Origin of the sequence: Okeania sp. SIO2C9 (assembly GCF_010672455.1) — a bacterium.
GTDB lineage: Bacteria > Cyanobacteriota > Cyanobacteriia > Cyanobacteriales > Microcoleaceae > Okeania.
Genome location: NZ_JAAHGO010000002.1, coordinates 38,697 through 52,616 on the forward strand (window position 1 = coordinate 38,697; position 13,920 = coordinate 52,616).

Genomic DNA, 13,920 nt, shown 5'->3' on the forward strand with positions numbered 1-13,920 from the left:
TTCAAGCCTCCAGCTTTAGTGGTCGGTACTGATAACTGATAACTGATAACTGATAACTGAAATGACCTTTGCTATACAAGACCGATGCTGCCGGACATGATATGAACTGCTATAGGTTTAGCAAAACCAAAACGTTGTTTAGCATCAGACTCATTAGTTGGATATGCTAGCCATTTTTGCCCTTTTAATTGACAAGCAAGGAATAATTTAAGAGGTTTTAAAAGTTGGAAATATTCCTCTAATTGAGGTAAGCTTTGTTCTTCTACAAACTTTGCTATTTTGTCATTAATTGGTTGAAAAATCCCCCAACCTTCAAATTTGTTTGGTTGAGTTTGAAAGGTATAATATCATCTTCGGTTGAATACTTATAAATACCTGTTGTGAGGAGTCAGGAGTCAGGATTCAGGAGTGAATAAAGAAGGAAAAGAGGAAATACTGGAGAAAAATAAAGAGAATTTCAGTATTTATTTGGTACTGTCCATACTGTCAATCATTAAATTTGATTTATAACTGACCCGTCCTAACATGATATAAACCATTCCTGCTACTCTTGTTTTGACTCGTCCACAGCGGACATGATATCATTTACTACAAGCAGTCTACACCAGAATTACAGTACAATAACAACCACGAGCGATCGCCTCTGTAATATTGCCATTAATTGCTTGTTTCAAAAATCCTTCCTTGATAGCACCAATAACTACAACGTCACAGTTATGAGTATCAGCAAAATTAACTACAGCATAATTTGTCAGAAGCAATTTCCCAATTTGAAAATTCTGTTCGCCTCAAACCAGACCTAGCAGTGCTTCATTATCAACTATGGGTAGCATTATACTTGGAAAATAAACGACTTGAAGCATTAGTATCTCTTACGAAAGCTAGAGACTTATTAAAAGAGCAAGGTAAAGGAGAAGATGCAGAAAAAATCGAGAAAGCAATACAAAGAATTCAAGCAGAATCTTAAGAGAAATATAGGTAAAAAAATATAGCGGTTTGTGATTAATTTATATGCAAACCACTATTTTTTTGTTAGTTTTTCAGGCAAAGCATTGCTAATGCTACAGTTGTTATACCATTTTGAAAAAAGAATGTTACGAATAGTAAGGGCGATAAAAATATTTTGTAGGAGATGTCCTTTTGAGAAAAAAGATGATTTACGGCTTAAAAAATGGTATTGAAGCAATTCTTTATGACTTATGACTCCTGACTTCCCCTCCTGGGAGGGGGAGGGGCGAGGGGTGGGTTAACTCCTAAAAAGTACCCTAGCTATTTGTAGCAAACATTTATTGAATTGGTATTATTGCCTTGATTAGGAAAACAGTGTCACCTTATCCATTAGACTATACAGCAAAAGTATCTACAAATACTGAACCTGTCGTGTTACCATCAACAGTCGAGAGTGAGAAAGTGGTGCCGTCGCTTTGCGCGAATGCTGCTCCATCTAATAGATCGTTATACAATGTGTGAGCGTAGCCGTGATTACCTACAAAACTAAAGGAACCTGGTTGGAATAGATCGTCCCAGTTAATATATACATCTAAGTCAGCTAATGGGTCATCGTATCCCAATGTACTGCTTGTATGGAAAGCAACAACTCTATCCGCATCACTTGGATCTAAGCGATCGTCTGTGGGGTTAGCACTAGAGAACCAACCTCCTTCAAACTCAGGACCTGCTGGATCGAGACCAATAAGTTGATCGACTTCGCCACTTCGTTCGCGAAATTCTTCTCCTGCTTCACCCATCACATGAGCACCTAAACTGTGACCGATAAGAGTAGTATCGGCAGGATTAACACCTTGACCCAACAAATAGTCTGCTACCTCAACTCCCACATCATCAACTCTGTCAGCAGCAGCAAAATAATTGAGAGTATCAGCGCCATCTTGCCAATCTACTAACAAAATGTTAGCATCATTGCCTTCCAAATCTCGTATATTTTGTGCCATTTCTGACATCCAACTTTGAGGGGTGAAATTATTACCTGGATTTCCACCCGTACTTCGGTAACCATGTACGATTACATAAGTAGGATCGCTGGTGTCTATAGAGCGTGAATTATCTAATCCGCCATTATCCCAAGAATTAAAGAAAACGTCTACCATATTTTTGGTTTGTTCCCATGTATAAGTGTTTACTGAAAATATTATGCTTTGTGTTGAGTTCCAAAATGGAACTGCTACAATCATCCTACAAACTTTTGCTATATAGCCACTAGCTATTACTGGGCAAAAAAGCTAGGAATTATGGCTATGTCCAGTTTTGATGGATTTTTTCCATCTATAATTATCTACAAGTTTTTTATAGCATTTTCAGGACTTACGCAAATTCACCTTGAAAATACCATATGTAGGGGCAAATGGCATTTGCGTTCCGCAAAGCTCCGCTTTATATGTTGCCCTCACTGGATAAGCGTGTCCGTGCGTAAGTTATGAAAATGTAAGTAGAACTCTCAAAAAAAATCAAGCAAAGATTTAGAGGCTGAATTCCTTGCTTGATAAGTTAGTTATGAGATATTTTTATAGTTATTTTTTCTGCTGCTTTTTTCGGGATCAGGTGGCGATCGCGACTGTGGCTACTATTCCTAAGAGCGATGATGGTTCTGGTGTTGATTTAGTGTTAGTGTTAGTGGTAAACAGGTAGGCTGAACCACTGTTAGTTCCTTTGTCGTTGTCTCCTACAGAACCAATGAGGGCTGTGTTATCGCTTAGAGCTACTGACCATCCGAAGCGGTCGGATGCAGAACTGTCGGGTGCAGTAAATTTATGGAGCAAATTGCCAGTAGTAGTGTCAAATAGGTAAGCTGAACCACTCCTGTATCCATTGTCGTCGTCAAAAGTTGTTAGTTTTTAAGGCCAAGCATAGCTAACGCTATAGTTGTTATTGCGTTGATTAGAAAAACCATCCCTCCTAAGTATCTATCTCTAATCCTGATCCATCTATATTTGTTATCTCATGGTTCATAATAGTATCACGATTCATAATAGTATCGAGTGAGAAAATATTGTTTGGCAAAGTAGTATCGTTACTTTGCAGGAATGTGGCTCCATCTAATAGATCGATATACAAATCGTGAGCGTATCTGTGATTACCTATAGGACCAGAGGAACCTGGTTGTAATCGATCATCCCAGTTAATGTATAAATCTAAGTCAGCTAATTCGCCGTTGTATCCAATTCCACGGCTAGTGTGGAGAGCAACAACTCTGTCCGCATCATTTGCATCTAGGCGATCATTTGGATCTGTGAATTTATTATCAAAGAGTGGCGCTCCTTCTTCAAACATACTTCTTGCTGGATCGAGACCAATAAGAAGATCGACTTTGCCACTAGATTCACGAAGTCTTTCACCTGCTTCACCCACTACATGAGCACCTAAACTGAAACCAATGAGAGTGGTAGTAGCAGGGTTGACACCTTCCTCCAACAAATAGTCTGCTACCTCAACTCCCACATCATCAACTCTGCCAGCAGCAGCAGGATAATTGAGAGTCCTAGCATCTTGCCAATCTACTAGCAAAATGTTAGCATCATCGCGTTCCAAATTTCGTATATTGTCTGCCATTTCTGACATCCAACGTGTGGGTCTTTTTCTGAATATATTACCTGGATTTCCACCCGTTTCTGTGAAACCATGTACGATTACATAAGTAGGGTCGCTTGTGTCTATAGGCCGATCTTCGTCTATTTCACCATTGCCCCAAGGATTAATATTAACCTCTACCATATTTTTAGTTTGTTCCCATTTATTAAGTTTTTACGGAAAGGATTATACTTTGTGTTGAGTTGTTTTTACAAGTAATTTGCTGCTTCATAAAAATATTTAAGATTTTCTTTAGTTGTGCAAAATAAGTTTCCTAGTTGAGAGAGGGAATAGGGAACAGAGAGTCGTAGGGGGGATAGCCATTCGCCCTACTGTGGTCTACCAAGGTGCAAAAAGTTAGTATTTTAGACAGATAAGGGCAGAAAAATCAAGGGATAAATAATTTTTCCTCCTACCTTCCTCATATAATTCCTAGTTTTTCCTAAATTATTACTCCTGAATCCTAAATTCTGAATTATTACTCCTACCTGGTTGAACAGTCCAGCAACGATAGGAAGCAATCTCACATAACCCCTGAGATTGCTTCCTTCCACGGAGTGTAAGTCGCAATGACTATGGTATAGTAATTATCAAGTCTAACTTCTGACTTCAAATGTCACTCCTTCATACAAAAGTTCCATCGGACATTCAAACTCTATACTTTCTAAAGCGATCGCCTCTCCCGCTTCATAAAAATTGCAAAGCCACATTTTCCCCTCTCTTCGACGATAAATTTCCACTGAATTTGATTCCGAGTCTACCAATACATATTCCTGCAAACTAGGAATTTGACGATAATATTTAAACTTATCGCCGCGATCGTAACTTGCTGTACTTGGCGAAAGCACCTCAACAATTACTTTTGGATGTTGGATAAAGTCACGGGATTTTAGATCGTCAGGGTGACAAGTAACCACTAGATCGGGATAGAAATAACGACTATTTTCATTTGCCTGAACTTTCACATCTGCAACATACGCTTCACAACCTCTTTGACTCAAATGAGGAAACAAAGCTCTGTAGAAATTGAGGTAAATTTTAGAATGAGGAATAGTTCCCCCAGTCATGGCAAAAATTTCACCATCAATATATTCATAACGAAGTTCCTGTTTTGCTTCCCATTCGAGATACTCTTCAGGACTCATTTTTCGATAATTTTGAGGTTCAGCAATCATAATTTTTCTCCTTTTTAGGGAACAGGGAACAGACAGAAATTATAAATTCTTTCTTGCTGCTTCCTGCTCTGCGGAGACGTTCTATGCAACGTCTTTTTCTTCATAAGTGTAACATAAAACATATTGAAATTACTCCAGGAATTTTTGGTGATTTAATAGCGATCGCACCTTGACAACTAGAAAAAGTTGCTATATTCTGAAATTAGATTAGTATTATAGGAAAATAGTGGCTCTTTTTTTAGAGTCTGAATAACCGTAGGGGTTTGGTCTCCAAACCCTAATCCCTTGACAATCAGAAAAAGTTGTTCTTTACTTGCTGCGCATATGTACAACAATAACGCGTGGAAACTACTGTAACTATTGGACAATAGTAACGCACTGAAATATTTGGAATAGCGAAAAACTACTCTTTAGCCACATAAATAGTTCGGGCTAAAGCCCTACTACAAACTATCACAAGTTCATAGGATCGATATCCACAGTAAAACTGACCGCTGGCGGACAAAGATTAATCAACTTAGTCAAATCTGGTACATCTTCACATCCAGGCGATAACTTTAACAAAATCTGCCACCGATAACGATTAGCGACTCTCGCAATAGGAGCGGGTGCAGGACCTAATAAATCATATTTTCCTTCCTCCGCTTTTTCCATCAGCACACTTGCTAACTTTTGAGCAGTTACCGCTACTTCAGTCGGATCATAACTACTCAGACGTAATAAAATTAATCGCCCGTGAGGAGGATATCGCAATTCTGCTCTTGCTTGTAATTCAGTCTCCACAAAAGACTCATAATCATTACGTTGCACTGCTTGAATCACAGGATGTTCGGGAGTATAAGTCTGAATAATTACTCGCCCTGGGTTATCTCCACGACCAGCACGTCCCGCTACTTGCAACAACGTTTGAAAAGTACGCTCATTAGCACGATAATCTGAAAAATGTAGTAACCCATCAGCGGATACAACTCCTACTAATGTCACCTGAGCTAAATCTAAACCTTTGGTCAACATCTGAGTACCGATTAATAAATCTGCTTCTCCATTAGCAAACTGAGTTAACAATATTCGATGTGCATCTTTGGTGCGAGTAGTGTCGCTATCATATCTAATACATCGTAAATCGGGAAATTGTCTAGTTAACTCTTGAGTTACCTTTTGAGTACCGCTGCCAAAAAATTTAAAGAAAGGAGAATCACATTCAGGGCAACGTTGGGGTTGTAGTTGGGTGTAATTACAGTAATGACAACGTAACAGTTGAGTCGCACCTTCGTGGGTATAATGATAGGAAAGAGAAACGTCACAGTGGGGACATTCCATTACATAACCGCAACTACGACAAGACACAAATGTACTATGACCGCGACGGTGGATGAATAAAATTCCTTGTTGTTTTGTTTCTTGTAATTGTTGCAGTGCTTCTTGTAGAGGATAGCTGAACATTGTGCGGTTTCCCTGTCGCAGTTGTTGGCGCATATCCACTATTTCTATAGGTGGCATTGGTCGTGAGTGGACGCGCTCTGGTAATGACAGGTAGTAGGTTTTAGGTGTTAGGTTTTGGGTGTTAGGTTTTGGGGAAACATTTTCATCTACATTTTCTGGTAGATTAGGAGATGCTTGACTCAAGTTTTCTGGGTGGTATTCTCTTGTTTCTAACCAACTTTCTAAAGAGGGTGTTGCGGAACCTAATATTAATGGGCAGTTTTCCAATTCTGCTCGCCATTTTGCTACAGTGCGAGCATGATAACAAGGCGCGGGGCGGTCTTGTTTGAAACTATTATCGTGTTCTTCGTCTAATACAATTAAACCTAATTTTGGTAATGGAGCAAAGATAGCGGAGCGAGTGCCAATAATAACTTGAGGAATACCCCATGTCATATTACGCCAGGTATCGTAACGTTCCCCCGGAGATAGAGCGCTATGGTAAACGTAAACTTTGTTTCCGAAACGAGCGCGAAATCTATCGGTGAGTTGGGGTGTTAGACCAATTTCAGGAACAAGTACAAGAGCAGATTTGCCATTTTCCAGGATGGGAGCGATCGCCTGTAAGTATACTTCTGTTTTCCCAGACCCCGTAACTCCATGTAACAATATTTGAGCAAATTCTTGAATCTGGGTAATAGTTGTTAGTGCTTCTGCTTGATAGGGGGTCAGCATTTTGATTTCATCTCTGATATTGCCCCTACCTTCTTCTCGTCGCAACACCTCCTGTGCTTCTATGATGACATAGCCTTTTTCTTCTAGTTTTCTGACTACAGAAGAATTAGTTTTGCAACTGTTAAGCAATTCAGTTAACCATGTTTCCCCACCCTTTCGCCGTAGCACTTCCATAACTTCTTGTTGACGTGGGGTTAAATCTCGCGGTAAGTTTTGAACAACTAAAGTTACAGCTTGTCTCAATTTTGGTTTTGGTGGGGAAGGAGGTTCGAGATAACTTTCTACCCAACCTCGTTGGAGTAAATCTTTTAATCCTCGGTTAGCACCTTTGACTTGACGTTGAATGTATTGCCAGGTGTAATCTTTGGTTTTGGAATTTTGCAGAACTTCCAGAATTTTTTTAGCGGTAGCATTGAGGAAAATTTCTGCACCTGTTGGTATTGCCTCTTCTATAATGCGGATGCGTCGTTGACTACGTTTGAGTAACCCTGGTGGTAGAGCTGTGCGAATAACTCTAATAATAGGTGTTTGATAATAACTAGCAATTTTTTCTATAAGTTGCCAATAAGTGGGAGGGAAAAAACCTCTAGTAATAATATCCGATACATTTTTGAGGCGATCGCTTGTTAACCCTTCTGGTAGTTGGGAGGTTTTGCGAATGGCGATCGCTCCTACCTGTTGACTGCCAAAGGGTACTGTTAAAATGTCTCCTGGTTGAATGTCCAGATCGGGAGGTATTTTGTAGGTAAATAACTTTTCCTCCTCTTGAGCATCATCTGTTGAAGTTTTGAAAGGAACATCAACTAAAACTTCCACCCACTCTTGCGACTCTTGAGGATGGTTGTTCATGTAAGACGATCCAGGTTCAGCCAATATTGGTTTTGAGAGTGTTTGAGTAGTTTGGGACATTTTGTCAAATTAACTAGGGTACAATTAGGGTGTTTTGCTAATGTATTTCCCTAAATTTGTTTGCACTAGCTTACTATATCTGGCAAGATTTTGCTAGCAACTTCAATAATGGATAATTGATAATAGACCTCTCCCTAAAAGTGGAAGAGGATTGAATAAAAGGAAAATTAATTCATTGTTTCTCCTTTAAAGGAGAGAATTTTTACCTTAATTATTCGGTAATGGATGTTTTATAGAACCCATTTGGTATCTTTTCCGTCCAAGGTTATACTAAGTAGCGATCGCCAATTATCCTAAACAAGAGTTAGACAAATGCCATATTCAAGCAGTTTAACAGATCAAGAATGGGTTCTATATAATATCTGTTTATAATTTCTTACTTGGTTTTACACAAACGCGCCCCAGCGGATAGGATATAAGTCCTAAGATATTTATAATTGGGATGAAGTTTTAGTAAACTTAAGAGTTTGTTGGCAAGAAAATTTTTTTTTATTAATAGTAGTTGTAGTTAAGTAATATTTATCTAAATTGTCTAATAAATTGTTTTACTTGAAAAGTAATTTTTTTGTCAAAAAAGTCTAAAATTCGATTGCGTTTAATCGTTTTTTGTAAAGTTTTTAGCCAAGATGATGATAGTATACCAGGCTGTGTTATTTTAATGTGGGTAATCAAATTTTCCATTTCACTGATATGGTAATCTCTTAATTTAAGATTTAAAATTTCCCGATCTGTAATATCTTCTTCAAAACAAGGAGGTAATCCATAACCTAAAGCGCGAAAGCAGAGAATTGTGCGTATACATTTTTCACAATGTCCACAATTAACATCTTTTCTTTCTCCTTGCCAACAAACTCTCAAATTTTCTAGAAATTCTTGCCAATCTAACATTTGTTCAATTTTTTGTAAGCGACTATATCCATCTCCATGATCGACAATTTTTAGTGAATTACTCGATAAAAATAAATCTGTTAAAGGATTTGTACCCCAAGCTAAGTGAGCATTTTTATGAGAGTAACTAGAAGGAAGAGTGTTTATATTGTAACCTTTAAGGTCAAAAGAAGAATAACTCGAAGCAATAATTCCTGTATTATACATTTTAGTCAGTAAATAAAAACAAGAAGCGATCGCTACTCCATGTACATCTTCCCAATTAAGTTTAATTACCTGACGAAAATTAGTAGCCATAGGAATTAATTCTAATCCTAAACTAGCAGTAATTCTTTGAGAGGTGAGAAAAGCTCTTGCAAATACTTCTTGTTGTTTAATAGGAATATCAAAACCATGTACCATTAAACAAGCTTGTAAATTCTTTTTATTTTCGAGATTAATTCCTTTTGTATTACATAAAGCAGTAAAACAACTGTCAACACCACCAGAAAAAGCAGAAATGGCAACTTCTTGCTCAAGATTTTTCTTAGTCTCTTTTTCTACATCTGCTGTAATATTTATTTTCTGATAAATTTTAGGTTTCCAAGAAGACCATGCCAATTGAAATTCGTTTAAATTATCTAGTAAAGATGGAGAAACTTGACCATGAACGATTAAATCACAACCTTGACTCATTGCTAAGAAAATAGTAGCAATAACAAAAGGATCACAGCTATCTGTCAGACAATCTTGATATTTAATCGGAAAACGATACCAAAGGTTAAATTTAGATTGATTTGTTGTTTCGATAGTTGTACTTACATGAATTAAATCATCGATTATGTTGGGAACTTCTGGCCAAAGATGTATTTTTGCCATTATTACATTATAATTTTGTTGAGCTATGGGAATATTTAATCTGACAAGTCAAACCTTTTTTAAGGTTCACTTTTGTTAATACACAGTGGGTAAACAATGGTACAAATATTATCGTATTTTCTATTATTAAATTATACCAATTCTCAAAAATGCAGAATGACCCTATACCGGTAAACCTAATCCTCATACCTAGATGTCACCAACAAAGGTTAGAACATATCAAAAGCTGAAAACTCAGACAATGAAAGATTTTTCTAACTTCAGTCCTCTTCCTTCTTCTTTTTTACAGTAATGCTACTGGAGATGATGTTACAGCAGATCGCTTTGACACAGCAAATTGGAGAGTTTATTGAGTTTTTGCTCATCTAACTTAGCTAAGGGAAAATCATCTGTAGTATAACTGCTCTGCATCACATGAAAGGCAATGCTTGATGAGCGGTTGCAACTTTTCTAGAAAATGGTATTCAGGTCATAATTTAATCTGCAATGCTAAACTATTTGCTTCTTATATTTAATTTAATTGCCGTAAAATATGTCGATGACAGTCAAAACAGACCGTAGAGTATCTCAACTAATGTGGATTTTTTTTCAGAGCAGTAATAATCTGACTATTTGCTTGGGGAAATGTAAATTGCTCGATATTATCTAATGTCACCCACTTAAACTCATCACATTCTATAGTTTTTGGTATTCCCCGCAAATAGCGACAATGATAGACATGAAGTGTTATTTTAACTTCAGAATAACTATGTTCTATAGTAATTAAATGTTCTTCTACTGCAATCTCAATTCCTAACTCCTCTAAGATTTCTCTTTTAATACAATCTTCTATTGTTTCACCTGCTTCTATTTTGCCACCTGGAAATTCCCATAAACCGCCAAATGTACCCCCAGGTAGTCGTTTATCAATTAAAATTTTTCCTGCTTCATTCCAGATGACAGCAACACCAATTAACTTATGAGGCAATACCATATTTTAATCTTTTCTATTTCAAACAAAAATCCCCTGGTTAATTAACCAAGAGGACGATCAAAACTTAATTAATTAACCTTCATTATTGCTGATTTGATTTCCTGGCAAAGATTTTTCAAATGTCATTCTCTGTTCAGCATTTCTGAGAAAATAACCACTGATCATTGCTGAAGCTAATAACTTACCTAAATTTTCTCTACTGGTTGTTACACTTACATTAAATTGTTCTGAGGGTAGATTGCCTAAAAGTCCAACAATGTTTCTTTCCATCACTTGAAAAACTTCTTGAGAATTTGGCTTTGATAATTGAGAAACTGTGTCTGAACTCATAGATTGGACATATTCCCAGAGTAAATTACTTCCTTCTGAACTTTCTTCAAAAAACTCTCGGGTTTGATTTCTTCTATTGGTCACTTTACTAACTCCGTTTCAGAAACTTTATATATTGGGGTTGTTAATATTCTTACTTCCTATAAACTAATGTAACAGCATAATTGTCAGATCAAAGTAGATATAACCGAAATTATTACTTCAGGTATTTTCAATGTCCATTATTTAAAAGCTAGCTTAAAATGTGCGTAGAAATTATGACAGCTAGAATATTAGCCATTGGTTGGGACAAAATTTGCATATCATTTTAATAGGCTCTATAAGTATATATTATGTAATAATACATTTTGAAGCTTTAAATGTCAATATAACTCAAGTCCAACAGCATCGGTATGATCGAGTGCAAGTAATAACAAATTCAAAAAAGGTAGTGACATCTTAATTGGTAATTGATTCCGACAAGAAAAAATCATCAATTCCATAAATTATAAAAATTCAACACTTTTTACTCTTTTTAATCCTGTTTTTCTTTCCCTGTTCCCTGTTCTTTATGTTGTGACTGTAGCAATATTTTATGAACTATAAGGAAGAAAGAAAAAGTAGAGATTTACCCAGTTTTTATACAAACGATACCAATGGACATGATATGAGAGATAAATTGATTTAGAAGTTGAGAAACCTAAAGCAGAGAAAAAGTATTTTATTTCCTCTGCCTCTTGTGGTATTTCTTTACAGGGTTATTGACATCCTCCCTCGTTAAATCGCTCGATTATAACGAGGAATTCCCAAACCTCATGATTTAGGTTTACTGCTTGAGTGGCACTTACCTAGATTGTTTCCAACCCCCGACAGTGCGCCTACACAGTCAATTTGTTGAACCACTATCTTTGACATCCTCCCCGGCCTAAAGGCACGGGGATTCCTACTAAGCCGTAGCTCCTCGGCGGGTTGACGCTTTGCTTCGCATAGCTACCGCTAACACAGGGTGCTGCTTCCTTGGCGGTAGTCTAACGCTTCCCTCCACGTCCGCGCACGAGTTTCCGAGTGCCCCCCGGCAACTAATGACACAATAGCATATATTCAATTCACTTGCATGCTCAAATAAAAAGTCGCCCTACAAGGGCGAGGCTTTAAACCCAATTTTTCGGTAAATCTAAGATTATACCGGGAGTCCTCTAGCTTCATTTTAGATAGGTTTTGATAAACTCCCGACGCTACACTTAAGCGACAAGACAACGCGGGATTATTCAACCCGCAGAAGAGTTGCAGCTTGTATAGAGGTAATGTCTTCCCCCTGTGTCCATTAGTATTCCATGTTATGGCTCTCCCATAGGGTCCTGAATCAAATATTATAGCGTGAGGACTTTCCGCCAGAAAAGTTAACTAGCTAAATAATCATTCATATCTTGTTTTCTTTTACGAAGTTTACTTAGAGCTTCTCTTTCTATTTGTCGTACTCTTTCACGACTAATATTTAGGCGATCGCCAATTTTTGAGAGAGTCATACTTTGTCCATCCTCTAAGCCAAATCTTAAGGCCAAAACTTGCTTTTGTTGGGGAGTCAGGTCAGTCATAATTGATTCTAAATCAGTACGCATGGAAGATTGGAGAGCATAATCTTCTGGAGAAGCTCCTGTATCTTCAAGTAGGTCTCCTAACTCCGTATCTTGATTGTCCCCTACTCGTAAATCCAGAGAAAGAGGTAAGCGAGCGCGTTCCAAACATTCACGAATTTGTTTTGGAGTGAAACCTAGTTCTTCTGCTATTTCATGGGTAGTGGCAGAGCGTCCTAACTCTTGAGTTAGTTGGCGTTGGGCTTTTTTTATCTTATTCAGCTTTTCTGTAATGTGGATCGGCAAACGAATTGTACGACCTTTTTCTGCTATGGCCCTAGTTATGGCCTGGCGAATCCACCAATAAGCATAAGTGGAAAATCTATAGCCCTTGGTAGGGTCAAATTTTTCTACCCCTCTCTGCATACCGATAGTGCCTTCCTGTATTAAGTCAAGCAAATCTACATTTCGTTTGATATACTTTTTAGCAACAGATACTACCAATCGTAGATTGGCCTCCACCATTTTTCGTTTGGCTCTTTCACCTTCGCGAATAATTCGCTGCAATTCATAAGTCGATAAGTTTGTTGCCTCTGCCCATTCTACTATTGTCGGTTGGCGGCCTAAACTTTCCGTGAGGGTCTTATTTACTTCATGCAAAGCTGTGAAGCGTTGTACTTGTTTTCCATAAAGAATTTCTTCTTCGTGGGTTAATAGGGGTACACGGCCAATTTCTCTGAGGTAAGTGCGTACAGAATCGGTGTCTGAGGTTTTTGTCTTCATAACTCTTCTCCCGCTAGATATCTCTACTGGTAGGGTTTCGAGGCCCATGTTTTGAGTTAGCAAGAAAAGCGGGCGGGTATTGCGCTTTCCTTGGATTTTTTTTAAGAAGTTTATTTTATGGCCATTTGATCTAGTTGATCTGGCCGACAGAAATTCTAAATTATAAATTTGAGATTTCTGAGATTTTATATCTGGTCAAAAAACCAAATTATCTTTTATCTTTTGAATCTATTTGTAAGAATTTGTGGACAATAAAAGAAGTTTTACTATTTTTTGAGAATTTAGATTTAGATTTTGACTAAGGTTCAAGTGCTTTAGTACAGAATCCAGATTCGATTGGCCTAAAGTAGAGCTTTTTCGTTTCTTATCTATTCAGATAATTACTATGGCCTTTACACTACTCAATACTATGTTAGAAATGTTAACATTTATTACGTCTTATGGCTATACCTAAAGGATGATTTTTCGGATGAATGAGTTTAATTACCTAAATTAGTTAAATTATCTATAAGAGGGTAATCATAAATTCTTAAAAAAATTGCATCCTGCACAACAAAATCACAAAAATTTTGCAAAAATACTGAACAAGGTCAAAAAAAGAGTACTATGAAGTATATTTACTTGACTTTTGACTTTCAATTTTCAACTTTTGACTATCTTGAGATTGTCATTATTCTGTTTGCATAACATTTCGCACTGAAAAGTTTCC

Annotated in this window: 11 protein-coding genes; 1 reads left to right on the top strand and 10 read right to left on the bottom strand. The window is 37.3% G+C overall.

What is annotated here, in order from left to right:
• Positions 1-599: 599 nt before the first annotated feature.
• Positions 600-761 carry a universal stress protein gene (locus F6K23_RS01560; RefSeq protein WP_293149875.1) on the bottom strand — a complete coding sequence of 54 codons (162 nt, stop codon included), beginning with the start codon at positions 759-761 and terminating at the stop codon, positions 600-602.
• Here F6K23_RS01560 and F6K23_RS01565 point away from each other — a divergent pair.
• A complete protein-coding gene (locus F6K23_RS01565; RefSeq protein ID WP_293149877.1) occupies positions 749-967 on the top strand; it encodes a hypothetical protein in 219 nt (72 codons plus the stop codon). The two genes, F6K23_RS01560 and F6K23_RS01565, sit on opposite strands and share 13 nt — an antisense overlap.
• Before the next feature lie 376 nt (positions 968-1,343).
• Here the strand turns inward: F6K23_RS01565 and F6K23_RS01570 are convergent, their stop codons facing one another.
• From F6K23_RS01570 to F6K23_RS01610, 9 genes are all read right to left on the bottom strand, one after another.
• Positions 1,344-2,108: an alpha/beta fold hydrolase gene (locus F6K23_RS01570; protein ID WP_293149879.1), complete on the bottom strand. Its 765-nt coding sequence runs from the start codon at positions 2,106-2,108 to the stop codon at positions 1,344-1,346.
• Positions 2,109-2,555: 447 nt separating this feature from the next.
• The gene (locus F6K23_RS01575) at positions 2,556-2,777 is read right to left on the bottom strand and encodes an FG-GAP repeat protein (RefSeq protein ID WP_293149881.1); all 222 of its coding nucleotides are present in this window, start codon (positions 2,775-2,777) and stop codon (positions 2,556-2,558) included.
• A 136-nt stretch (positions 2,778-2,913) separates the two neighbouring features.
• A complete protein-coding gene (locus tag F6K23_RS01580; protein WP_293149883.1) occupies positions 2,914-3,729 on the bottom strand; it encodes a hypothetical protein in 816 nt (271 codons plus the stop codon).
• A gap of 452 nt (positions 3,730-4,181) precedes the next feature.
• The gene (locus F6K23_RS01585; RefSeq protein ID WP_293149885.1) at positions 4,182-4,760 is read right to left on the bottom strand and encodes a Uma2 family endonuclease; all 579 of its coding nucleotides are present in this window, start codon (positions 4,758-4,760) and stop codon (positions 4,182-4,184) included.
• Positions 4,761-5,213: 453 nt separating this feature from the next.
• A complete protein-coding gene (gene priA / locus F6K23_RS01590; protein WP_293149887.1) occupies positions 5,214-7,826 on the bottom strand; it encodes a primosomal protein N' in 2,613 nt (870 codons plus the stop codon).
• A gap of 519 nt (positions 7,827-8,345) precedes the next feature.
• Positions 8,346-9,572 (bottom strand): hypothetical protein, encoded by a 1,227-nt coding sequence (locus tag F6K23_RS01595; RefSeq protein WP_293149889.1) that lies wholly within the window; start codon positions 9,570-9,572, stop codon positions 8,346-8,348.
• A 571-nt stretch (positions 9,573-10,143) separates the two neighbouring features.
• Positions 10,144-10,545, bottom strand: coding sequence for an 8-oxo-dGTP diphosphatase MutT (gene mutT, locus F6K23_RS01600; protein WP_293149891.1), 402 nt, complete (start codon positions 10,543-10,545; stop codon positions 10,144-10,146).
• 72 nt (positions 10,546-10,617) lie between these two features.
• The gene (locus tag F6K23_RS01605; RefSeq protein ID WP_124144411.1) at positions 10,618-10,959 is read right to left on the bottom strand and encodes a DUF760 domain-containing protein; all 342 of its coding nucleotides are present in this window, start codon (positions 10,957-10,959) and stop codon (positions 10,618-10,620) included.
• Between the two features lie 1,295 nt (positions 10,960-12,254).
• Positions 12,255-13,211 carry an RNA polymerase sigma factor, RpoD/SigA family gene (locus tag F6K23_RS01610; protein WP_293149894.1) on the bottom strand — a complete coding sequence of 319 codons (957 nt, stop codon included), beginning with the start codon at positions 13,209-13,211 and terminating at the stop codon, positions 12,255-12,257.
• Between the last annotated feature and the right edge of the window lie 709 nt (positions 13,212-13,920).